16 protein-coding genes and 1 other RNA gene are annotated in these 23011 nt (G+C 74.6%); 14 read left to right on the top strand and 3 right to left on the bottom strand.

Annotated elements, in window-relative coordinates; genetic code table 11:
• Positions 1–90: 90 nt before the first annotated feature.
• Complete coding sequence (locus ACF1ED_RS23740; RefSeq protein ID WP_391763568.1) at positions 91–3837, bottom strand: FHA domain-containing protein; 3747 nt, start codon at positions 3835–3837, stop codon at positions 91–93.
• A 557-nt stretch (positions 3838–4394) separates the two neighbouring features.
• Here ACF1ED_RS23740 and ACF1ED_RS23745 point away from each other — a divergent pair.
• From ACF1ED_RS23745 to ACF1ED_RS23760, 4 genes are all read left to right on the top strand, one after another.
• Entirely contained in the window at positions 4395–6164 is a 1770-nt protein-coding gene (locus ACF1ED_RS23745) for a serine/threonine-protein kinase (protein WP_391763570.1), read from the top strand.
• A gap of 162 nt (positions 6165–6326) precedes the next feature.
• Positions 6327–7580, top strand: coding sequence for a serine/threonine-protein kinase (locus tag ACF1ED_RS23750; protein WP_391763572.1), 1254 nt, complete (start codon positions 6327–6329; stop codon positions 7578–7580).
• 101 nt (positions 7581–7681) lie between these two features.
• Entirely contained in the window at positions 7682–8791 is a 1110-nt protein-coding gene (prfB, locus tag ACF1ED_RS23755; RefSeq protein WP_391763574.1) for a peptide chain release factor 2, read from the top strand.
• Between the two features lie 363 nt (positions 8792–9154).
• Positions 9155–10264, top strand: coding sequence for an LPXTG cell wall anchor domain-containing protein (locus tag ACF1ED_RS23760; RefSeq protein ID WP_391763576.1), 1110 nt, complete (start codon positions 9155–9157; stop codon positions 10262–10264).
• Between the two features lie 90 nt (positions 10265–10354).
• Here ACF1ED_RS23760 and ACF1ED_RS23765 read toward each other — a convergent pair whose 3' ends face one another.
• Positions 10355–10537, bottom strand: a complete 183-nt coding sequence (locus tag ACF1ED_RS23765; RefSeq protein ID WP_391763578.1) for a hypothetical protein — start codon at positions 10535–10537, stop codon at positions 10355–10357.
• A gap of 236 nt (positions 10538–10773) precedes the next feature.
• Between ACF1ED_RS23765 and ftsE the strand changes: the two genes are divergently transcribed.
• The 5 genes from ftsE (at position 10774) to ssrA (ending at position 14654) form a co-directional block, all read left to right on the top strand.
• Positions 10774–11463 (top strand): cell division ATP-binding protein FtsE, encoded by a 690-nt coding sequence (gene ftsE, locus ACF1ED_RS23770; RefSeq protein ID WP_351855218.1) that lies wholly within the window; start codon positions 10774–10776, stop codon positions 11461–11463.
• 21 nt (positions 11464–11484) lie between these two features.
• Entirely contained in the window at positions 11485–12402 is a 918-nt protein-coding gene (gene ftsX, locus ACF1ED_RS23775) for a permease-like cell division protein FtsX (RefSeq protein ID WP_391763580.1), read from the top strand.
• A 78-nt stretch (positions 12403–12480) separates the two neighbouring features.
• Positions 12481–13650, top strand: coding sequence for a S41 family peptidase (locus ACF1ED_RS23780; RefSeq protein WP_391763582.1), 1170 nt, complete (start codon positions 12481–12483; stop codon positions 13648–13650).
• Between the two features lie 18 nt (positions 13651–13668).
• Complete coding sequence (gene smpB / locus ACF1ED_RS23785) at positions 13669–14205, top strand: SsrA-binding protein SmpB (protein WP_391763584.1); 537 nt, start codon at positions 13669–13671, stop codon at positions 14203–14205.
• An 80-nt stretch (positions 14206–14285) separates the two neighbouring features.
• Positions 14286–14654, top strand: a transfer-messenger RNA (tmRNA) gene (gene ssrA, locus ACF1ED_RS23790).
• An 87-nt stretch (positions 14655–14741) separates the two neighbouring features.
• Here the strand turns inward: ssrA and ACF1ED_RS23795 are convergent.
• Positions 14742–16028 (bottom strand): MFS transporter, encoded by a 1287-nt coding sequence (locus ACF1ED_RS23795; RefSeq protein WP_391763586.1) that lies wholly within the window; start codon positions 16026–16028, stop codon positions 14742–14744.
• Positions 16029–16112: 84 nt separating this feature from the next.
• Between ACF1ED_RS23795 and ACF1ED_RS23800 the strand changes: the two genes are divergently transcribed.
• From ACF1ED_RS23800 to ACF1ED_RS23820, 5 genes are all read left to right on the top strand, one after another.
• Entirely contained in the window at positions 16113–17096 is a 984-nt protein-coding gene (locus ACF1ED_RS23800) for a LysR family transcriptional regulator (protein ID WP_391763588.1), read from the top strand.
• A 108-nt stretch (positions 17097–17204) separates the two neighbouring features.
• Positions 17205–18560, top strand: coding sequence for a nitrate/nitrite transporter (locus ACF1ED_RS23805; protein WP_391763590.1), 1356 nt, complete (start codon positions 17205–17207; stop codon positions 18558–18560).
• A gap of 84 nt (positions 18561–18644) precedes the next feature.
• Positions 18645–19781, top strand: coding sequence for a uroporphyrinogen-III synthase (locus tag ACF1ED_RS23810; RefSeq protein WP_391763592.1), 1137 nt, complete (start codon positions 18645–18647; stop codon positions 19779–19781).
• Between the two features lie 22 nt (positions 19782–19803).
• Positions 19804–20322, top strand: coding sequence for a GNAT family N-acetyltransferase (locus tag ACF1ED_RS23815; protein ID WP_391763594.1), 519 nt, complete (start codon positions 19804–19806; stop codon positions 20320–20322).
• A 62-nt stretch (positions 20323–20384) separates the two neighbouring features.
• The gene (locus ACF1ED_RS23820) at positions 20385–22670 is read left to right on the top strand and encodes a HelD family protein (RefSeq protein ID WP_391763596.1); all 2286 of its coding nucleotides are present in this window, start codon (positions 20385–20387) and stop codon (positions 22668–22670) included.
• Positions 22671–23011: the final 341 nt, after the last annotated feature.

Raw genomic sequence — 23011 nt, forward strand, 5'->3', positions numbered from 1 at the left:
GCGGCTACGAGGAGGGCGGGGCGGCTGCCGGGGTCCTCCTGCGGGGCCGGGGGCGGGGGGCCGCCCCCGGAGGCCGCGGCTCTCCGGAGGTCAGGCGTGGGTGAGCGGCGGGACCGGGGCGGCCTCCACCGAGCGGGCCGCGCGGTCCAGGGCGCTGGCCAGCAGGGCCAGGTCCGTCGGGCCGTTGCCCAGTTCGCGGACCGGGCGGCGGGCGGGCGGGTCGCCCATCCGCTCCCACTCCAGGGGGACCACGGTCGGCCGCTGGGTCGCCGTCCGGGGGATCCTGCCGGTGACCCGCCCCGCCTGGAAGGGCGTCACGCGGCCGTCGGGGTGCCCGAGACGGCCCCGGCCGGGCGCCGGGACGTCCGGCCCGGGCGTGCCCGGCGGCGCGTCCAGGACCACGCGGAGCCGGGCGCCGTGCGCCAGATCCGTGTCGGCGGTCCGGTCCGGGCGGGCGGAGGTCGCGATCAGGTGCACCCCGAGCCGCTCCCCGTGCCGCGCGACCGCCTCCAGGGCCCGGACGACGGATCCGGCGGCGGGGCGTCCCGGGGCGCCGAGGGCGGGGGCGACGAGGGCGTCGAAGTCGTCCACGAGCACGACGAGCCGCGGCAGCGGCACCCGGGCCGCGGCCGGACGCGGAAGGTGGTCCTCCTCGCTCCCCGGCCGGGGCACGCGCGCGCCGCTCCGGTCGCCGGCCGGCGCGTGCCCGTCGTCCGCCCCCGGCGTCCGGCCGCTCGCGGTGCCGGGGACGTCCCCGGCGGCGGGGTACGGGGTCCTGGCGCCGCTCTGTCGGGGGAGGTCGCCGGAGCCGGGGTGGGGGGTCCGGCCGCTCGGGGTGCCGGGGAGGTCGCCGGGGGAGGGGTACGGGTTCCGGGCGCCGCCCGTACGGGGGAGGTCGCCGGAGCCGGGGTAGGGGGTGCGGGCGCTGGTGGACCGGGGGAGGTCGGCGGTGCTGGGGTGGGGGGTGCGGCTGCTCGACGTGCCGGTGACGTCCTCCGTGCCGGGGTAGGCCGAGCGGGCGCCGGGCGCCGGGTCGTCGGTGCGCAGGGTGCGCCCGCTGGGGCGGGCGGGGAGGTCGGCGCCGGCCGCGCGGCCGCCCAGGCGGCCACCGAAGGTGGCCGGCAGGTCGCCCACGCGGGCGCGGCCGGCCAGCCGGTCGCCGGGGGTGGAGGGGAGCTCGTCCGAGAGGCGGTCGGACGGGCTCTCCGCCCCCTGGTACGGGGTACGGGCCCCGGGCGGGCTGTCCCCGACCGCCCCCGTGCCCGTGCGCAGGGTCCGGCCGCTCGGGCGGTCGCCCAGCTCCGCCGCGTCGGGCAGCCGGAGGCCCGCCCGGACGCCCTGCGGCACCGACTCGGCGGCGCTCGCGGTCCGCTGGCCGATCACCGCGCGGGCGCTCCGGCGCTCGCCGAAGTCCGCGTCCCCCAGCAGCTCCGCGCGGCGCTTCAGCTCCGCGCCCAGCGCCTGCGCGAACTCCCGCATCCGCACCGGGTCCGACGCCACCAGGTGCTCGGTGACGTGCGGCAGCTCCGTACAGGCCGCGAGGCCCTCGCCGCGCTCGCCGCCCGCGCCGTCCACCAGGAGCAGCCCGAGCCGGTCCGGGCGGCCGCCGGCCGCGAGGGAGGCGGCGACGGCGCGCAGCAGCTCCGTGCGGCCGCTGCCCGCCGGGCCCTCGATCAGCAGGTGCGGGCCCTCCGCCGTGAGGTCGACGGAGAGCGGGCCGCGCGGGCCCGCGCCGAGGACGGCCGTGCCCTCCCCGGCGGACGCCCAGCGGGCCATCAGGGACGCGGGCGTGGCCCGGGCGAGGCCCAGCTCGTCCAGGAGCCGGGCCGACGGGGGCAGCGCGGCCGCCCGGCCGGGCGCGGCCGACGCCGCGTCCGTGCGCAGCGGGGCCAGCGCCCGCCCGAAGCGCTCCGCCCAGGCGACGGAGACCGCGTCCACGACGCCGACCGTGCCGTGGCCGGCGGCCCGCCCGCCGGACGTCCGCAGCAGCCGCAGCGCCGTCGCCACGTCACCGCTCAGCAGGGCGGCGGCCCCGCACTCGCGGAAGGCGAGGGAGGCCGCGCACGCCGCCTCGTAGGTGGCGGCGACCGGCGAGGCCGGGGAGGCCGAGGGCGCCTCGGCCAGACAGACCAGGTGGATGCCGGCCGCCGCGCCGGCCCCGGCGAGCCGTGCCACCGTCTCGCGCAGCGCCGCCGTGCCGGGGTCGCCGTCCACCACGACGAGCGTCACCGGGCCCGCGTACCGCGCGGCGGCCTCCGCGACCGCCGCGCGGTCCGCGCTGGCCCAGCCGGGCCCCAGCGGGCCGTCGTCCAGCCGGCGGGTCAGCTCGGCCGTACGGGCCCGGGCCTGCTCGCGGTCGTACGCGAGGAGCAGCCGGCAGTCCTGGCCGTGCGCGGGCCGCACGTGCGGGAGCCAGCCGAGCCAGCCCCAGGCGCGCCGCCGCTCCTCCAGGGAGCGGTTGCGGTCGGCGCTGACGAGGACGATCTCCAGGTCGGCGGGGGAGTGCAGGGCGGCCAGCTGGGCCACCACGGAGCGGGCCAGGCCGGCCAGCCGGTCCGCCGGTCCGGCCAGGCCCAGGGAGCCGGCCTCGCGCAGCCCGACGGTGACGGGCACCCCGGACAGCTCGGCGCGGTCGGCGGTGCCGAGCCGGACGACCAGGGCCTCGGGGTGGTGCGGGGCCCGCTCCCACAGCCGGGGGCCGGGGCCGAGCGCGGTGAGCAGGACGGCCGCCGGATCGGGCCAGGTGTCGGGTGCGGCGGTCTCGCCGGGCGTCTCGGACCAGGGCGTCTCGGAGGCCGCCGGGGCCGGCCGGGCACCGGGCGCCGGCTCCGCCTCGCGGCCGCCCGCGAGCCGCCGGGCCCAGGCGCCGAGCCCGCGCCGGCCGGTCCTGCGGGTGGCCGGGTCGGCGCCGTCGGAGCCCGTACGGACGTGGCCGTGCGCCTCGCCGCCGTCGGGCTCGGGGGCCCGCGCGTGCCCGGCGTCCGGCCGGGCCCCGGCCAGGGGGGCGCCCTGCGCGCCGCCGTGCGTCTCGGGGCCCTGCCCGGCCCACGGGGGCGCGCCCTGGGCCGTCTCGTGGACCCGGTGCCCCTCGGGCCCGGGCCACGCGCCCGTGGAGCCGTCGCGCGGGGTCGGCGGGCCGCCGGCCCCGTCCGGGGAGGCGGCCGACGGCGGCGGGGGGATCCGGAGGTGGCCCTCGCCGTCGGGGGCCGTGGGCAGGGCGTCGCCGTCCGCCGGGGCGTCCTCGGGGACGGTGAGGCGGAGGGTGGACTCGCCGAGGCGGAGGAGGGCGCCGGGGCGCAGCCGGACGGGACGGTCGCCGACGGGGGCGCCGTCGAGCGTCGTGCCGTTGGTCGAGCCGAGGTCGGCGACGGTGACCCGGCCGTCCTGGGCGACGGTCACCGTGCAGTGGGCGCGGGAGACGTCGGGGTCGTCCAGCGGCACGTCCGCCTCGACGGAGCGGCCGATCCTGATCGCCCCGCCGTGCAGCAGGTGCACCCCGCCCGCGTCCGGGCCGGCGACCACGTGCAGCCGGGCGGCGGAGGACGCGGTGGCGGCGAGGCCGGTCCGGTCGTCCGGGTCGGGCACCTGGAGCGCGAGCACCGCCCCGTCCACCAGCGGCGGCTCGCCCAGGACGCAACGGCGGCCGTCCAGCCGCTCCGCGCCCGCGTACAGCACGGGCGTGCCGGTGCCGGGGGTGTCGGGGCCGGTGACGGCGGCGGCCAGGTTCGAGGCCACGGCGGACAGCGCCGTGCCCGCGGGGGCCGTGACGAGCACGTCGCGGGCGCGCCCGGCGCCGTGGCCGGCGTGCGGCGCGAGGACGGTCAGCCGGATCTGCATCGCCGTCAGCGGTCCCTTCTGCGCGACATGCCCGGCAGGGGACCGCCCCGTGTCACCCCCCACCCGGCACGGACGCGTCGCCCGGTACAGGTCGGCACGGCGCGGGGGCTCCCGACCCCACCGATGCGACGTGCTGGAGGCATCCTCGCACCTGCCGCCGACAACCCGCCGCCGGGTCACCCGGAATTGATCTTGAACTGTTGTCCGCGGCCGCCGGGCGTGACGCGAAAACGCCAGGTCGACCCGGGGCGCGGGGCCGGTGCGGCAACCATCCCGGCCGGAGGAGCGTCTTCTTCCGGACAAGTTGGGACGGGATCCCGGTGGGGTTCCGGCCGTGCTCACCGGCGGCGGCGAACGGCTCCCCGGCGGTCCGGCGGTTCGAACGCGTCAGCGGGAATCCGCCTGTGGACGACCGGGCTGTGACCCGTTCGGCGGCACTAGAGTGGGTCGGACACCCGGACGGGTCACAACAGAGAACAAGAGGACCTCCGGGGCCCGGCTCGGCACGCCGAGCGGCACCGGCCACCCAGGACCACGATCAGCAGGGAGCGCGTGACGTGCGGCCAATCGGCAGCAAGTACCTGCTCGAGGAGCCGCTCGGCCGCGGCGCCACGGGCACCGTCTGGCGAGCCCGCCAGCGAGAGGCGGCGGGCGCCGAGGCGGCCGTGGCCGGCCAGCCCGGCGAGACCGTCGCGATCAAGGTCCTCAAGGAGGAGCTGGCTAACGACGCGGACATCGTGATGCGCTTCCTGCGCGAGCGGTCCGTGCTCCTCCGGCTCACGCACCCGAACATCGTGCGGACCCGCGACCTGGTCGTCGAGGGTGACGTGCTGGCCCTGGTCATGGACCTCGTCGAGGGCCCCGACCTGCACCGCTACCTCCGCGAGAGCGGCCCGCTGACCCCGGTCGCCGCCGCCCTGCTCACCGCGCAGATCGCCGACGCGCTCGCCGCCAGCCACGCCGACGGCGTCGTCCACCGCGACCTCAAGCCGGCCAACGTGCTGCTGGCCGAGCGGGACGGCGCCATGCACCCGATGCTGACCGACTTCGGCATCGCCCGCCTCGCCGACTCCCCGGGCCTCACCCGCACCCACGAGTTCGTCGGCACGCCCGCGTACGTGGCGCCGGAGTCCGCCGAGGGCCGCCCGCAGACCTCCGCCGTCGACATCTACGGCGCCGGCATCCTCCTGTACGAGCTGGTGACCGGCCGTCCGCCGTTCGCCGGCGGCTCCGCCCTCGAAGTCCTCCACATGCACCTCAGCGAGGAGCCCCGCCGCCCCTCCACGGTGCCCGCGCCGCTGTGGACGGTCATCGAGCGCTGCCTCAGCAAGAACCCGGACCTGCGCCCCAGCGCCGTCAACCTGGCGCGCGGCCTGCGCACGGTCGCCGCCGGCATCGGCGTCCACTCCTCGCCCGCCCAGATCGAGGCCGCCGAGGGCGTCGGCGCCCTCCTCGCCCCCGACCCCGACCCGGCGCAGGTGCCCGGGACGCCCGGCGCCGCGGACCCCACGCAGGTGCTGCCCGCCGGGGCCGGTGCCGCCGCGGCCTTCGACCCGGCCGCCGCCACCAGCGTCCTGCCCACCGGCGGGCCGGCCGGCGCCGGCGACCCCACCACCGTGCTGCCGGCGGGCGGCCCCGCCGGCGCGGCGGACCCGACCGCCGTCATGCCCGCCATGCCGCCGAACCCGCCGGCGGAGGACCCGCACCCCTGGCAGACCCAGCTGCGCGCGGCCCGGGACCGCAACGAGCAGACCCAGGTGCAGTACCTGGACCCCGACGAGGACCCGCTGCGCCGCCGCCCCGCGCGCCGCCCGCAGCAGCAGCAGCCGCAGCAGCCGCCGCAGGCCCCGCCGTACCAGCAGGGCCCTCCGCCTCAGCAGTACCGGCAGCAGCCCCAGCAGCAGCCGCCCTACCAGCAGCCGCAGCAGCCGCCGCCGTACCAGCAGCAGCGCCCGGCGCCCCAGCGGCCCGCGCCGCAGTACCAGCAGCCGCAGCCGCCCCCGCAGCAGTACGCGCCCCCGCAGCCCCCGCCGCAGCAGTACGCGCCGCCCCAGCAGCCGCAGCCCCAGCCGCCCGCCCCGCGCGAGCCGCGCCGGCGCAGCGCCAACCCGGTGCGGATCCCCGGCCTCGGCTGCCTCAAGGGCTGCCTGGTCATGGTCGTCCTCTTCGTGGTGGCCGGCTGGCTCGTCTGGGAGCTCACCCCGCTCCAGGACTGGATCGCCCAGGGCAAGGGCTACTGGGAGGCCATCGGCGACGGCATCTCCACCGTCACCGACTGGATCTCCAGCATCGGCGAGGCCACCGGATCCGGCGGTACCGGCCAGTAGCCGCGGCCGCCCCCGGGGCGGCGCCGAAGGCGGTACGACCGCGTTCCGGTGGTCGTACCGCCGATTTATCGACTTCCGAGGGGTGATTTCCCTCCGGAAGTGACGTCCGGCGGCCGGGTACGCGTAACTTTGACGCGAACCGCAGCCGCTGAGGGAGCAGTCTTGGCACGGAACATCGGCAGCCGCTACACCGCCCACCAGATCCTCGGGCGGGGCAGCGCCGGAACGGTGTGGCTCGGCGAGGGACCCGAAGGGCCCGTCGCCGTCAAACTGCTGCGCGAGGACCTGGCCTCCGACCAGGAACTCGTCGGCCGCTTCGTCCGGGAGCGGACGGCCCTGCTCGGGCTCGACCACCCGCGCGTGGTCAAGGTCCGCGACCTCGTCGTCGACGGCAACGACCTCGCCCTCGTGATGGACCTGGTCCGCGGCACCGACCTGCGCACCCGCCTCGACCGCGAGCGCCGGCTCGCCCCCGAGGCCGCCGTCGCGATCATCCGCGACGTCGCCGAGGGCCTGGCCGCCGCCCACGCGGCCGGCGTCGTGCACCGGGACGTGAAGCCCGAGAACATCCTCCTCGACATGGAGGGCCCGCTCGGCCCCGGCGGCGCCCACCCCGCCCTCCTCACCGACTTCGGCGTCGCCAAACTCATCGACACCCCGGGCCGCACCAAGGCCACCCGGATCATCGGCACCCCCGACTACCTCGCCCCCGAGATCGTCGAGGGCCTGCCGCCCCGCGCCGCCGTCGACATCTACGCCCTCGCCACCGTCCTGTACGAGCTGCTGGCCGGCTTCACGCCCTTCGGCGGCGGCCACCCCGGCGCCGTCCTGCGCCGGCACGTCACCGAGACGGTCGTCCCGCTCCCCGGCATCCCCGAGGAGCTGTGGCAGCTGCTCGTCCAGTGCCTCGCCAAGGCCCCCGCCTCCCGGCTGCGCGCCTCCGAGCTGGCCGCCCGCCTCGCGGACGTCCTGCCGCTGCTCAAGGGCATCCCGCCGCTGGACGTGGACGAGCCGGGCGCCGAACCCGCGCCCCCGGAGCCGTACGAGGACCCCGCCCACGCCGCCCCGGAGGGCGCGGCCGGCGACACCGCCCGGCGCCGGGCCGCCGTGCCGCTGGTGCCCGGCGCCTCCGCGGACTCCCACCGCGACACCCACACCTCCATGCGGGTGCCCGGCCCGGACGAGCTGTCCGGCGGCCCGCACGGCACCGCCCGCGCCCCGCGCCCGGCCGGCGCCCGGCGGCCCGGCTCGGCCCGGAACAAGGCCGGGGCGGTCCGCAAGCGCCGGATCGTCCTCGGCGTCGCCGCCGCGGTGGCGGCGGGCGCGCTCGGCGTCGGCGGCTATCTGGCGGTCGCCGGGGACGGCGGGACCGCGCCCCAGGACTCCCGCCCGTCCTCGGCGCCCGCGCAGCCGTAGGGCCCGGCCGCCCCCGGGGCGGAGCCGCCCGGGGGCCCGGTCGTCCACGGGCCGGGCGGCCGTAGGTTCGGCTCCCGGCCCGGAGCCGTTACGCTGGACGCGTGGCAGTCGTCGATGTATCCGAAGAGCTGAAGTCCCTCTCCTCGACCATGGGGTCGATCGAGGCCGTCCTGGACCTCGACAAGCTGAGGGCAGACATCGCCGTGCTCGAAGAGCAGGCCGCGGCCCCGTCCCTCTGGGACGACCCGGAGGCGGCGCAGAAGATCACCAGCAAGCTTTCCCACCTCCAGGCCGAGGTCCGCAAGGCCGAGGCGCTGCGCGGTCGCATCGACGACCTCGGGGTGCTCTTCGACCTCGCCGAGGAGATGGACGACGCGGACACCCTCGCCGAGGCCGAGGCGGAGCTGGTCTCCGTCCGCAAGGCGCTCGACGAGATGGAGGTCCGCACCCTCCTCTCCGGCGAGTACGACGAGCGCGAGGCGCTGGTCAACATCCGCGCCGAGGCCGGCGGCGTCGACGCCTCCGACTTCGCCGAGCGCCTCCAGCGCATGTACCTGCGCTGGGCCGAGCGCCACGGCTACTCCACGGAGATCTACGAGACCTCGTACGCGGAGGAGGCCGGCATCAAGTCGACCACCTTCGTCGTCAAGGCCCCGTACGCCTACGGCACCCTCTCCGTCGAGCAGGGCACCCACCGCCTGGTGCGCATCTCGCCCTTCGACAACCAGGGCCGCCGCCAGACCTCCTTCGCGGGCGTCGAGATCCTCCCCGTGGTCGAGTCCTCCGACCACGTCGAGATCGAGGAGTCCGACCTCCGCGTCGACGTCTACCGCGCCTCCGGCCCCGGCGGCCAGGGCGTCAACACCACCGACTCGGCCGTGCGCATCACGCACCTCCCGACCGGCATCGTGGTCTCCTGCCAGAACGAGCGCTCGCAGATCCAGAACAAGGCGAGCGCCATGAACGTCCTCCAGGCCAAGCTCCTGGAGCGCCAGCGCCAGGAGGAGCGGGCCAAGATGGACGCCCTCAAGGACAGCGGCAGCTCCTGGGGCAACCAGATGCGCTCCTACGTCCTCCACCCGTACCAGATGGTCAAGGACCTCCGGACGGAGTTCGAGGTCGGCAACCCGCAGTCCGTCCTGGACGGCGAGATCGACGGCTTCCTGGAGGCCGGCATCCGCTGGCGCAAGCAGCAGGAGCAGGCGAAGTAACCGCCCCCAGCGTTCTTTCCGGGCCCCGCACCCCTCGGTGCGGGGCCCGGCGCGTTCGCCGGTGCAAGCGGTCGGCGGGCCGCCGGGGTGCTTTGTCGACAAGGGAACTGCCCTGGCGGGGCCCGTAGTTCCGGGTTTACGTCACAGTTGCATCGTCACATGTCGTCCAACAGGTGATCTTTCGGGCATCGCACGCGCAACGGCCTTGACGCTGCATCGGAAACTCGGAAGGGTGGCTGGATGGCATGCGCATATCTGGGGCGCGTGTGAACGGGGGCAGGTCCAGTAACCATGACGCTTCCCGTGCCCGGGGCCCCTGGCGCTGCCCCATGACGAGATGAAGCTACTGGGGGTAGCAACCAGATGACCAACAAGACGCGAGTCCGCCTGGCGCGAGTCGCGGCCGGTGCCGTGATCATCGCCGGTGCGTCCCTGACCGCGGCCGGCGCCGCGCAGGCCGTCGGCGGGAACGACGACGCCCTGGTGAACGTGACCATCCAGAACGAGGGCGACGAAGACCCTTGTGAGATTAACCCGCTGGGCTGCAACCCGGGCGGCGGTGACACGGGTGGTGACACTGGCGGTGACACCGGTGGTGACACGGGTGGCGACACCGGCGGTGACACGGGTGGCGACACCGGCGGTGACACGGGTGGCGACACCGGCGGTGACACGGGTGGTGACACTGGCGGTGACACCGGTGGTGACACGGGTGGCGACACGGGTGGCGACACTGGCGGTGACACGGGTGGTGACACTGGCGGTGACACGGGTGGCGACACGGGTGGTGACACGGGTGGCGACACCGGTGGTGACACGGGTGGTGACACGGGTGGTGACACCGGTGGTGACACGGGTGGTGACACTGGTGGTGACACGGGTGGTGACACTGGTGGTGACACCGGTGGTGACACTGGCGGTGACACGGGTGGTGACACCGGTGGTGACACGGGTGGTGACACCGGTGGTGACACTGGCGGTGACACGGGTGGCGACACTGGCGGTGACACTGGCGGTGACACGGGTGGCGACACTGGCGGTGACACGGGTGGTGACACCGGCAACGGCTCCAACGGCACCGGCAACGGTGGCAACGGCACCGGCAACGGTTCGAACGGCACCGGCAACGGTGGCAACGACTCCGGTTCGACCAGCACGACCGGTGGCTCGGCCGACGGTGGTTCCTCCACCGACGGCGGTGCCGGCAACTGCACCGTCGACCTCGACGGCGTCGAGTGCGTGGAGACCGGCTCGACCGGCACCAACGGCTCGACCGGCTCGAACAACAACACCGACACCCAGCAGGCCGGCTCCCAGCCGGTGCAGCAGGGCGAGGCCAAGGAGGAGCTCGCCGAGACCGGTGCGGCCGAGACCTCGTTCCTGATCATCGGTGCCGCCACCATGATCGCCGGTGGCATCGGCTTCCGCTTCCTGCCGCGCCTCATGGCCGGCGGCCGCGGCGCCGCCGCCTGAGCGCGGTAGGCGCCCGGTAGGACGCAGAAGGGCCGGGGAGGCTTCCCTCCCCGGCCCTTCGTCGTGCCGCGTGTCCGGCTCGTGTGCGGATCAGACCGTGCGGACCGCCGCCAGCAGTGCCAGCGTCGCCACCAGGGCGATCACCAGCGTCAGTACCATCGCGGGGGACGGTCCCTGCGGCTCCAGGCGCTGGCGGCTGGCCCGGCAGACGGGACAGCGGCCCTCGGCGACCGGGGCCGCGCAGCTGGCGCACACCAGTCGGTCGTAGGTCATACGCTCTCCTCCTCCCGCACGGGGCTCACACCGGGACAACGGCCGGCACCGTCCGGACGTTCCCCCTACCACTGTGCCAGCTCCGTGGGGTTCCGGCGCGCCCCGGCGGCGAACGCCCCGCACCGCCCCCGAGGGCGAAAAAGGATAAAGCACGCAAGCCAGGACCGCGACTGCGCGGGGCTTCCCGGTTCGCGTAAGGTCACGCACACCTACTCCCGGCCGACCGTGGTGCATTCGTGATCCGATTCGACAACGTCTCCAAGTCCTATCCGAAGCAGAACCGCCCCGCGCTCCGGGATGTATCCCTGGAGATCGAGAAGGGGGAGTTCGTCTTCCTCGTCGGTTCCTCCGGCTCCGGAAAGTCGACTTTCCTCCGGCTGATCCTGCGGGAGGAGCGCGCCAGCCAAGGGCAGGTGCACGTCCTCGGCAAGGACCTCGCCCGGGTGTCCAACTGGAAGGTGCCGCACATGCGGCGCCAGCTCGGCACCGTCTTCCAGGACTTCCGCCTGCTGCCGAACAAGACGGTCGCGCAGAACGTGGCCTTCGCCCAGGAGGTCATCGGCAAGCCGCGCGGCGAGATCCGCAAGGCCGTGCCCCAGGTGCTCGACCTGGTCGGTCTCGGCGGCAAGGAGGACCGCATGCCGGGCGAGCTGTCCGGTGGTGAGCAGCAGCGCGTCGCGATCGCCCGCGCGTTCGTCAACCGCCCGATGCTGCTGATCGCCGACGAGCCCACCGGCAACCTCGACCCGCAGACCTCCGTCGGCATCATGAAGCTGCTCGACCGCATCAACAGGACAGGGACCACCGTCGTCATGGCGACCCACGACCAGAACATCGTCGACCAGATGCGCAAGCGCGTCATCGAGCTGGAGAAGGGCCGCCTCGTCCGCGACCAGGCGCGCGGCGTCTACGGCTACCAGCACTGACGGCGGGGGAACCAGAACACCATGCGCGCTCAGTTCGTGCTCTCCGAGATCGGCGTCGGTCTCCGGCGCAACCTGACGATGACCTTCGCCGTCATCGTCTCCGTGGCCCTGTCGCTGGCCCTCTTCGGCGGTGCCCTGCTCATGCAGGAGCAGGTCAAGACGATGAAGGACTACTGGTACGACAAGGTCAACGTCTCCATCTTCCTCTGCAACAAGACGGACGCCTCCACCTCGCCCAAGTGCGCCAAGGGTGCCGTCACCAAGCAGCAGCGCGAGCAGATCCAGGCCGATCTGAAGAAGATGGACATCGTGGAGAACGTCATCCACGAGAAGGCCGAGGAGGCCTTCGCGCACTACAAGGAGCAGTACGGCGACACCGCCATCGCCTCCGTCATCACCCCGGACCAGATGCAGGAGTCGCTCCGGGTGAAGCTGAAGGACCCGGAGAAGTACAAGGTGGTCGCCACCGCCTTCGCCGGCCGGGACGGCGTCGAGTCCGTCCAGGACCAGCGCTCCATCCTGGAGACGCTGTTCAACATGATGCGCAGCGTGAACTACGCGGCCGTCGCGCTGATGCTGCTGATGCTGGTCATCGCGCTGATGCTGATCATCAACACGGTCCGCGTCTCGGCGTTCAGCCGCCGCCGCGAGACCGGCATCATGCGGCTGGTCGGCGCCTCCAGCTTCTACATCCAGATGCCGTTCATCATGGAGGCCGCCTTCTCCGGCCTCATCGGCGGCGCCTTCGCCTGTGTGCTGCTGGTGGCCGGCCGGTACTTCCTCGTCGACCACGGCCTCAACCTCGCCGAGCAGATGCCGCTGGTGAACTTCATCGGCTGGGACGTGGTCCTCGCCCAGCTGCCGCTGGTGATCGTCATCGGCCTGCTGATGCCGTCCGTGGCCGCGTTCATCGCGCTGCGCAAGTACCTGAAGGTGTGAGAAGAGACCTCTGACGGCGGATGGCGTCCTGAGGCCAAAGCCTCGGGGGCGCCGCCGCCTTGTCCTAGAGTGGGCGCCATGCCGGCCGGCCCCGCGCCCCTCTGTCTCCGGCCCCGCGGCGTCGTCCGCGGGGCCGTTCTCACGCTGGTTTTTGCGGGGGTCCTCGCCACCGGCGCCGCGACCGGCGCGCTGCCCCGCCAGGACGGTGCCGGGCGGGAGCCCCGTAACGGCGCCGTCGACCGTGCCGTCTCCGACCGGGCGGCCCTCCACCGCGCCGCCGCCGAGGCCGTTGCCGACGGCAAGTCGGGCAAGCAGGCCGCCGAGGAGTTCGTGAGCCGCAGCGGCGACCGCTGGGGCGCGGTCTACGACCGCCGGGAGTACGCCGAGTTCGAGCAGTCCCTCGACGGCGCCTACACCGGCGTCGGCCTCTCCGTGACCGGTGCGTCCCGGGGCGGCGTCGAGGTCAGCCGGGTGCGGGCCGGCGGTCCCGCCGAGCGGGCCGGGGTGCGCGCCGGGGACCGGCTGCTCGCGGTCTGCGGGCGCCCCACCGAGGGCCGGTCCGTCTCCGAGGTCGTCTCCCTGCTGCGCGGCGACGGCGTGGCCGGCTCCACCGTGGCCCTGCGCGTCCGGCGCTCCGGCATGACCTGGACCCAGACCGTGCGGCGGGAACGGCTGGCGACCGACCCCGTCACCGTGAGCCGCCCCGACGAGCGGACCGTCGTCATCAGGATCGCCGCCTTCACCCGGGGCGTGGGCGCCCGGGTCCGGGAGGCGGTCCGCACCGCCCCGGCCGGCGCGGGGGTCCTGCTCGACCTGCGGGGGAACTCCGGCGGCCTGGTCGACGAGGCGGCCTCCGCCGCCTCCGCCTTCCTCGACGGCGGCCTCGTCGCCACGTACGACGTCGAGGGCGAGCAGCGGGCGCTGTACGCGGAGCGGGGCGGCGACACCGGCCGGCCCCTGGTCGCGCTGATCGACGCCGGCACCATGAGCGCGGCCGAACTGCTCACCGGCGCGCTCCAGGACCGGGGCCGGGCGGTCACCGTCGGCGCCAAGACCTTCGGCAAGGGGTCGGTGCAGATGCCGAGCACCCTCCCGGACGGTTCGGTCGCCGCGCTGACCGTGGGCCACTACCGCACTCCGGCCGGGCACGAGGTCGACGGGCGGGGCATCGCCCCCGACCTGCCGGCCGCGGAGGGGGCGGAGGAGCGGGCCCGCACGGTATTGAGTGGCCTCGGAGGGGGCTCGTAGTGCGAAAATGACCGCACTATGGCTAAGGGACTCGTCAACGTGCAGGGAAAGCCTGCCAAGAAGGCCCAGGACAAGGGGCCGGAGCGCAAGCTCATCGCGCAGAACAAGAAGGCGCGCCACGACTACCTCATCCTCGACACGTTCGAGGCGGGCGTGGCGCTCATGGGCACGGAGGTGAAGTCGCTCCGGATGGGGCGGGCCTCGCTCGTGGACGGCTTCGTCCAGATCGAGGGGCACGAGGCGTGGCTGTACAACATCCACGTCCCCGAGTACATGCAGGGCAGCTGGACCAACCACTCGGCGAAGCGGAAGCGGAAGCTGCTGCTCCACCGGGCGGAGATCGACAAGCTGGAGCAGAAGGCGTCGGAGACCGGTCACACGATCGTGCCCCTGGCGCTGTACTTCCTGGGCGGCCGGGTGAAGTGCGAGATCGCGCTCGCCAAGGGCAAGAAGGAGTTCGACAAGCGGCAGACCCTGCGGGAGAAGCAGGACACCCGCGAGACCGCCCGCGCGATCTCGGCGGCGAAGCGGCGCCAGCGCGCCCAGGAGCGTTAATGCGCTGGCAACCGGGCCCGCCGGTCACGTACCATGGGCCACGCACCCCACCGAGGGCGCACCTTTTGAAAAAACAACATGGGGATGATCGGTTTCGACAGCGGATGTCGAAGCAGGGGAAGCGTGTCGAGGAAGCGGCAATGATCTCGTAAACCACGCGCCGAAACCAATAATCGCCAACACCAAGCGCGATTCCTTCGCCCTCGCTGCCTAAGTAGCGACTTGCGAAGTGTCAGCCCGGGGCTGTTCCCGACCCGGATCCTGGCATCATGAAGGGGACTAAACCTTGATCCCGGTCACGGGGTGAAGAGGGAAATCAAACAGTGACTGAGCCCGTTCCGGACTTGTCTGGGTGATCCGGAGGGCTGAGAAACTCGTACCAGACTGCACACGGAGAAGCCCTGGTTCCGCACCGTTGGACGCGGGTTCGATTCCCGCCATCTCCACCGAGCGCCCGGGAGGTCACACACCTCCCGGACACCTCATCCCATGTGGGTGAAGGCCCGGTGACCGCGCGAGCGGCCGCCGGGCCTTCGTCATGTCCGGCGGCCGACGCCGGCCGCCGCGCACAGGCCCAGCGCCAGGGCGGCCGCCGCCACCGGGAGGACGAAGCCGAGGGCGGGGACCGGGGCGTGGTCGGCGGTCCAGCCGGCGGCGGCGGAGCCGGTGGCGATGCCGCCCAGCAGGGCGGTCACGGCCAGGGTCATGCCCTCGTTCAGCTGGGAGGGCGGGGTCAGCCGCTGGACCAGCGCCATGCCCGTGACCATCGTGGGGGCCGTCGCCATGCCCGCCACCAGGAGCCCGGCGGCCAGGGCGAGGAGCGAACCCGTCCCGGACACCAGCAGCGGGGCCGCCATCAGCAGCGTCATCGCCGCCAGGCAGGTCCGCAGGCCGGCCGTGCGGCGGGCCCGGCCGTAGAGGAGGCCGGCCGCGCAGGAGCCCGCCGCCTGGAGGGCCAGGACGGGGCCCGCCAGGGGGCCGTCCACGAACGCCAGGGTGGTCACCTCCATCGAGCCGAAGATCGCGCCCGTGGCCAGGAAGACCACCAGCAGCGGCACCATGCCGGGCGCGCGCAGCGGCGAGCCCGCGGCGGTGCGCGGGGCGACCGGCGGCTCGGTCGACCGCTGGGCCGCGAAGAGCAGGACGCCCGTCAGGAAGAGGAGGGTGGCCGCCAGCGCCCCCGCCTCCGGGAAGAGCGCCGAGCAGAGCACCGCCGCCAGCACCGGGCCGAGCATGAAGCACAGCTCGTCGACGGCCTGCTCGAAGGCGTTCGCCGTGTGCAGGGCGGCCGGGTCGCCGCGCAGCAGGTGCGCCCACCGGGCCCGGGACATGCCGCCCGTGTTCGGGGTGGCGGCGGCCAGGGCGATCGCGCAGAACAGCGCCCACGCGGGCGCGTGCCCGCGCACGCAGAGCAGCAGCGCCAGGTGGCCCAGGGCGGCCACGGCCGCGGCCGGGACGGCGATCCGGGCCTGCCCGTGCCGGTCGACCAGCCGGGCCACCCACGGCGCCGTCACCGCGCTCGCCACCAGCCCGGTCGCCGTGACCGAACCCGCCAGCGCGTACGAGTCGTACGCCGCCGAGATCATGATCACCTCGCTGACCCCGAACATCCCCGCGGGCAGCCGCGCGATCAGGTTCCCGGCGGTGAACGCGCGGGTGCCGGGGACGGCGAAGAGCCGCAGGTAGGGGTTGCGGGGGCCGGGGACGGGCGCCTTCGACGACGGAGGGGGAGGGGGAAGGGGGGACGAGGCCGGGGCCGGGGCGAGGGTCGCGGTGGCGTCCGGGGTGCGGTGCGGGGACGGGGCGGGGTCCGGAGGGGGCATGGGACCAGGCTCGGGGCGGGGCGGCGGAGGCGTCCAACACCTGTGCGGTCGCCATTCACGCACCCGTGTTGTTGAATGCGGCGGGTGCCCACTCCGTACGACATCGAGCCCCGGCTGCTGCGCGCCTTCACCGCCGTCGCCGAGGAGCTGCACTTCACCCGCGCCGCCGGCCGGCTCTTCGTCGCCCAGCAGGCGCTCAGCCGGGACGTCCGGCGGCTGGAGCGCGAGCTCGGCACCCCGCTCTTCGTGCGGACCACCCGGCAGGTCGCCCTCACCCCGGACGGCGAGCGGCTCCTGCCGTACGCCCGCCGGGTCCTCGACGCCCACGACGCGCTCCGCGACGCCTTCCGCGCCGAGCGGCGCCCCCTCCTCGTCGACCTGAACACGCCCGGTCTCGTCCACGACCGCATCCTGCGCCGCGCCCGCGAACTCGCCCCCGAGCAGGAGCTGATGGCCCGCTTCGAGTCCGGGCTCACCGGAGCCGCCGGGGAGATCCTCGCCGGGCGGCTCGACGTCTCCTTCGGACGGTACGGCGGGCTCGCGCCCGCGCTGCGGACCCGGCTCGACGCGTGCTTCGTGCGGTACGAGCCGATGGCGGTGATCCTGCCCGAGGACCATCCGCTCGCCGGACTCCCCGAGGTGCCGCTCGGCCGGCTCGCCGGCGAACGCCTCTACGCCGGCGCGGGCAACGACCGCACCCCCGAGTGGACCGACCTCGCCGTCCGGCTCTTCGCCGGCCGGGACATCCACCTCTCGCCGCCCGCGCCGCTCGCCGTCGGCAAGGAGGAGTTCCAGCGGATCATGGCCAAGCACCGGCACCCGGTCCTCGCCGTCGTCGGCTTCCCGCCCATGCCCGGCTGCGTCCTGCGGCCCCTCGTCGACCCCGTCCCCCTCTCGCCCGTCAGCCTGGTGTGGCGCAGGGGCCTGCGCCACCCCGGCCTCGACGCCCTCCGCACGGCCGCCGCCGAGATCGGCGGGCGCGAGGGCTGGCTGCGCCGCCCGCCCGGCTCCTGGCTGCCCGACGACGAGCCGGGGGTGCCGCTCACAGGGCCGGCCCCCTCCGGGTGAGAGCAAGGTTCCTCCGGCGTCACCTCGCGGCACGACCCTGAAACGCGTGCTTCCTAACGTCGGTGGCACAAGGATCCGGGACCGGGTCCGACACCGTGGAGGTGCGAGATGGGCGGGCGCTGGATCGACGTCTGGGAGCCGGAGGACGAGACCTTCTGGCGGGAGAAGGGCGAGCGGATCGCCCGGCGGAACCTCGCCTTCTCCGTGCTCTCCGAGCACATCGGCTTCTCCGTCTGGAGCCTGTGGTCCGTGATGGTCCTCTTCATGGGCCCCGAGTACGGCATCGACCCCGCGGGGAAGTTCTTCCTCATCGCCACCGCGACCTTCGTCGGCGCGCTGATCCGCATCCCGTACACCTTCGTCGTCGCCCGCTTCGGCGGCCGCAACTGGACGGTCTTCAGCGCCCTCCTGCTCCTCCTGCCGACCGGCTTCGCCTACGCCGTCATGGAACCCGGCACCTCCTACGGCACCTTCGTCCTCGTGGCCGCCCTCACCGGCGTCGGCGGCGGCAACTTCGCCTCCTCCATGGCCAACATCAACGCCTTCTTCCCGCTCCGGAAGAAGGGCTGGGCCCTCGGCCTCAACGCCGGCGGCGGCAACATCGGCGTCCCCGTCGTCCAGCTCGTCGGCCTCCTCGTCATCGGCACCGCCGGCGCGCTGCACCCCAGGATCGTCCTCGGCGTCTACCTGCCGCTGATCGTCGTCGCCGCCGTCTGCTCCGCGCTCTTCATGGACAACCTCACGCCCGTGAAGAACGACACCGGGGCCGTCCGCGAGGCCGTACGGGCCCGCCACACCTGGATCATGGCCTTCCTGTACACCGGCAGCTTCGGCTCCTTCATCGGCTACAGCTTCGCCTTCGGCCTGGTCCTCCAGACCCAGTTCGGCCGCACCCCGCTCCAGGCCGCCTCGCTCACCTTCATCGGCCCGCTGCTCGGCTCCCTCATCCGGCCCTTCGGCGGCTCCCTCGCCGACCGGCACGGCGGCGCCCGCATCACCCTCGCCACCTTCCTCGCCATGTCCGCCGCCACCGGGATCGTCGTCTACGCCTCGGTGATCGAGTCCCTCACCGTCTTCCTCGTCGGCTTCATCGCCCTCTTCGTCCTCAGCGGCCTCGGCAACGGCTCCACGTTCAAGATGATCCCGGCGATCTTCCTCGCCCAGGGCCACCGCAAGGGGCTGAGCGGCGAGGCGGCCGAAGCGTACGGGCGGCGGCTCTCCGGCGCCTCCATGGGCGTCATCGGGGCCGTCGGCGGCCTCGGCGGCCTCGGCATCAACCTCGCCTTCCGGCAGTCCTTCCAGACCACCGGCACCGGCACCTGGGCCTTCGTCGCCTTCCTCGCCTTCTACGCCGCCTGCATGGCCGTCACCTGGGCGGTATACCTTCGCCGGCCGCCCGTCGTCCCCGACACCGCCGAGTCCGCCGAGGAGCCGGAGACCCGGCCCGGATACGCGAAGGTGTGAGCGGGCGTGCCCGGCGCGTACCGTAACGGCCAGGAAATACGCGTGAACCCCGACTGTCACGCGTCCGCGCCACTCTCGATGACCATGGACCAGCACGAACACGGACCCCTGGCCGGCTTCACCGTCGGCGTCACCGCGGCCCGGCGCGCGGACGAACTCATCGCCCTGCTGCGCCGGCGCGGCGCGGCCGTCGTGCACGGCCCCGCGCTGCGGATCGTCCCCCTCGCCGACGACACCGAACTCCTCGCCGCCACCAAGGAGATCATCGGCAGCACGCCGGACGTCGTCGTCGCCACCACCGCGATCGGCTTCCGCGGCTGGGTCGAGGCGGCCGAGGGCTGGGGGTACGGCCCCGAGCTCCTCGACGCGCTCCGCGGGGTCGAACTCCTCGCCCGCGGCCCCAAGGTCAAGGGGGCGGTCAGGGCCGCCGGGCTCACCGAGTCCTGGTCGCCCTCGTCCGAATCGATGGCCGAGGTCCTCGACCGGCTCCTCGCCGAAGGCGTCGACGGCCGGCGGATCGCCCTCCAGCTCCACGGCGAACCGCTCCCCGGCTTCGTCGAGGCGCTCACCGAGGCCGGGGCGACCGTGCTGGGCGTGCCCGTCTACCGCTGGATGCCGCCGGAGGACCTCGGACCGCTCGACCGGCTCGTCGACGCGGTGCTGTCCGGCTCCGTCGACGCCGTCGCCTTCACCAGCGCGCCGGCGGCCGCCTCGCTGTTCGCCCGGGCGGACGAGCGGGGGGTGCGGGACCGGGTCGTCGAGGCGCTGCGGCACGAGGTGCTCGCCGTGTGCGTGGGGCCCGTGACGGCGCTGCCGCTCCAGGCCGAGGGCATCCCGACCCACCAGCCCGAACGGTTCCGGCTCGGGCCGCTCGTGCAGCTGCTGTGCACCGAACTGCCCGCCCGGTCCCTGGCGCTGCCCGTCGCCGGGCACCGGGTCGAGATCCGGGGGCACGCGGTGCTCGTCGACGGCGAGCTCCGGCCCGTGCCGCCGGCCGGCATGGCCCTCCTCGGCCTGCTGGCCCGGAAGCCGGGATGGGTGGTGTCGCGGGCGGACCTGCTGCGGGCCCTGCCGGGCTCCGGGCGGGACGAGCACGCGGTGGAGACGGCGATGGCCCGCCTGCGCGCGTCGCTCGGCGCCCCCAAGCTCATCCAGACGGTCGTCAAGCGCGGCTACCGCCTCTCCCTGGACCCCCTCGCCGACGACCCCCGGACCCCGTGAACCGGCGGGTACCGTACGGACCATGAACGACGGGGTGGAGATCCGGGAGGCACGCGACACGGACGCGGGGGCGCTCGCGGAGGCGCTGGCGCGGAACCGGGCGCACATGCGCCCCTGGGAGCCGGACCGGGCCGAGCGGTACTACACCGCCGAGGCGCAGGCGGAGCGGCTGGCCGACGGCGGCCGGCGCTGGTTCGCCGTCGACGGCGAGCGGATCGTCGGGGCCGCGATCCTCTCCGGGATCGTGCTCGGACCCTTCCGCAGCGCAAGCCTCGGCTACTGGGTGGACCCCGGGTACGGCGGACGGGGCCTCGCCACCGCCCTCACCGAGGAGGTGATCCGCGCCTCCCGCGACACGCTGGGGCTGCACCGGATCGAGGCGTGCACCCTGCTCGACAACCACACCTCGCAGCGGGTGCTCGCCAAATGCGGGTTCGAACGGATCGGTACGGCCCCTCGCTACCTGCACATCGCGGGGGAATGGCGCGATCACCACCTCTTCCAGCGGATCCTGCACGACCAGGCGCCGCCCCTCGCCTGACACGGCAGCCACCGGTGGCGTACCTTTGACGGCTGCCCAGTGCACGTCAGAAGGGGGCCTTAGTGGCCGCGCAGGAAGCCGTCGACACGGTCAGAGACCGTGAGATCGGCGTCGAGCAGGAACATCTGGACCAGGTCTACCGCCGCCTGGAGGAGAAGATCCACGAAGCGGAGTTCCTGATGAACGACGCCGCGCAGAAGGGGCACGTCGGCACGCCCGGCGCCCTCGCCGAGCGCGACGCCCAGGTCTTCCGCGCCGGCGTCCACCTCAACCGGCTCAACAACGAGTTCGAGGACTTCCTGTTCGGGCGGATCGACCTCCTGGAGGGCAAGGACGGGGTCAGGGGTCCCGACGGCGCCCACACCTCCGTGGAGCCCGCCGACGACGCCGTCCGGGCCGACAACACCGCCGACATCGGCGAGACCCTGCACATCGGCCGCATCGGCGTCCTGGACGCCGACTACTCCCCGCTCGTCATCGACTGGCGCGCGCCGGCCGCCGCGCCCTTCTACCGGTCCACGCCCGTCGAGCCCGGCCGGGTCGTGCGCCGCCGGGTCATCCGCTCCAAGGGGCGGCGGGTCCTCGGCGTCGAGGACGACCTGATGCGCCCCGAGCTGAAGGCCACCCTGGCCGGCGCCGAGCTGCCCGTCATCGGCGACGGCGCGCTGATGGCCGCCCTCGGGCAGGCCCGCAGCCACTCGATGCGCGACATCGTCTCGTCCATCCAGGCCGAGCAGGACCTCGTCATCCGGGCCCCCGCCGCCTCCGTCACCTACGTCGAGGGCGGGCCGGGCACGGGCAAGACCGCCGTGGCGCTGCACCGGGCCGCCTACCTGCTCTACCAGGACCGCAGGCGGTACGCCGGCGGCATCCTGATCGTCTCGCCGACCCCGCTGCTCGTCTCGTACACCGAGGGCGTGCTGCCGTCCCTCGGCGAGGAGGGGCAGGTCGCCATCCGGGCGCTCGGCGATCTCGCCGAGGACGCCGCCGGGGGCGTGGCCGACGCGTACGACGAGCCCGCCGTCTCCCGGATCAAGGGTTCCTCCCGCATGCTCGCCGTGCTCCGCAAGGCCGCCCGGGGCGCCCTCGACCAGCCCGACACGCCGAAGCTGCTCCGGGTCGTCGCCTTCGGCCGCCGTCTGGAGCTGGAGGAGAACGAGCTGCGGCGGATCCGGCAGAACGTGCTGTCCGGCACCGCCCCCGTCAACCTGCTGCGGCCCCGCGCCCGCCGCCTCCTCCTCGACGCCCTCTACGCCCGCTCGGGCGCCGCGGGCCGGCACAGCGACCCGGAGCTCGCCGCCGAGCTGCGCTCCTCCTTCGACGAGGACGTGTCCACCGAGGACTCGTTCCTCGCCTTCCTCGACGCCTGGTGGCCCGAACTGGCCCCGCGCCGCGTCCTGGACGCCATGGGCGACGAGAAGCGGCTCGGCCGCTGGGCCCGCCGGATCCTCAACCCCGGCGAGGTCCGCCGGGTCGCCCGCTCGCTGCGCCGCCCCGGCCTCTCCGTCCACGACGTCGCCCTCCTCGACGAGCTGCACACCCTGCTCGGCGCCCCGGCCCGGCCGAAGCGGAAGCGGGAGTACGACCCGCTGGACCAGCTGACCGGTCTGGAGGAGCTGATGCCGGTGCGCGAGGAGACCCAGCGGGAGCGGGCCGAGCGGCTCGCCGCCGAGCGCACCGAGTACGCCCACGTCATCGTCGACGAGGCGCAGGACCTGACGCCCATGCAGTGGCGGATGGTCGGCCGGCGCGGCCGGCACGCCACCTGGACGATCGTCGGCGACCCGGCGCAGTCCTCCTGGTCCGACCCGGACGAGGCCGCCGCCGCCCGGGACGAGGCGCTGGGTTCCCGGCCGCGCCGCCGCTTCGAGCTGACCGTGAACTACCGCAACCCGGCCGAGATCGCCGAGCTCGCCGCCAAGGTGCTCGCCCTGGCCATGCCGGGCAAGGAGTCCCCGAGGGCGGTCCGCTCGACCGGCGTCGAGCCCCGGTTCGCCGCCGTCGCCGGGGGCGACCTGGCCGGGACCGTACGGGCCGAGGCCGAGCGGCTGCTCGCCTCGGTCGAGGGTACGGTCGGCGTGGTCGTCGCCATGGAGCGGCGCGCCCAGGCCGCCCGCTGGCTCGACGGCCTGGGCGACCGGGTGGTGGCGCTCGGCTCCCTGGAGGCGAAGGGGCTGGAGTACGACGCCACCCTCGTCGTCTCCCCGGCCGAGATCGCCGACGAGTCCCCGGCCGGGCTGCGCGTGCTGTACGTGGCCCTCACCCGTTCGACGCAGGCGCTGACGGTGCTGGCGGGGGAGCGGGACCTGCCGGACGAGGCGGGGGTCCCGGACCTCCTGCGGGACTGAGCGGGCCCCGGGGGGCCTGGCGCGGGGTGGCGATCCCAGGTCGACGCGCGCCGGGGGAATCACCTTCGGGGAGGGTTTGTTAGCCTGGTCGTGACACCGGCTCGATCCAAGCCCCCGGGCCCAACCTTCGTCCCTCAGAGGGACCACTTGCCGCGAGGCGAGCATGGCGGGCCGGTGTCACTTAGACGTACATACGAAGTTGAGGCCCCGGTCGTCTTCCGATGACCGGGGCCTCTTCTGTTGCTCCCACTTCTCTCGTATGGTGGAAACTACTTTCCGAAAACAAAATGACCGCATTACCTGCTACCGGCAGGTAGGTGCGACCATCGGAGGGCGCCGCC

Origin of the sequence: Streptomyces sp. NPDC014656 (assembly GCF_043084305.1) — a bacterium.
Classification (GTDB): domain Bacteria; phylum Actinomycetota; class Actinomycetes; order Streptomycetales; family Streptomycetaceae; genus Streptomyces.

Excerpts from the sequence above, each read along its gene's own strand:
- ACF1ED_RS23740 (WP_391763568.1), bottom strand. The coding sequence starts at position 3,837 with ATGCAGATCCGGCTGACCGTCCTCGCGCCGCACGCCGGCCACGGCGCC.
- ACF1ED_RS23760 (WP_391763576.1), top strand. The coding sequence starts at position 9,155 with ATGACCAACAAGACGCGAGTCCGCCTGGCGCGAGTCGCGGCCGGTGCC.
- ACF1ED_RS23765 (WP_391763578.1), bottom strand. The coding sequence starts at position 10,537 with ATGACCTACGACCGACTGGTGTGCGCCAGCTGCGCGGCCCCGGTCGCC.
- ftsX (WP_391763580.1), top strand. The coding sequence starts at position 11,485 with ATGCGCGCTCAGTTCGTGCTCTCCGAGATCGGCGTCGGTCTCCGGCGC.
- ACF1ED_RS23780 (WP_391763582.1), top strand. The coding sequence starts at position 12,481 with ATGCCGGCCGGCCCCGCGCCCCTCTGTCTCCGGCCCCGCGGCGTCGTC.
- smpB (WP_391763584.1), top strand. The coding sequence starts at position 13,669 with ATGGCTAAGGGACTCGTCAACGTGCAGGGAAAGCCTGCCAAGAAGGCC.
- ACF1ED_RS23795 (WP_391763586.1), bottom strand. The coding sequence starts at position 16,028 with ATGCCCCCTCCGGACCCCGCCCCGTCCCCGCACCGCACCCCGGACGCC.
- ACF1ED_RS23805 (WP_391763590.1), top strand. The coding sequence starts at position 17,205 with ATGGGCGGGCGCTGGATCGACGTCTGGGAGCCGGAGGACGAGACCTTC.
- ACF1ED_RS23810 (WP_391763592.1), top strand. The coding sequence starts at position 18,645 with ATGGACCAGCACGAACACGGACCCCTGGCCGGCTTCACCGTCGGCGTC.
- ACF1ED_RS23815 (WP_391763594.1), top strand. The coding sequence starts at position 19,804 with ATGAACGACGGGGTGGAGATCCGGGAGGCACGCGACACGGACGCGGGG.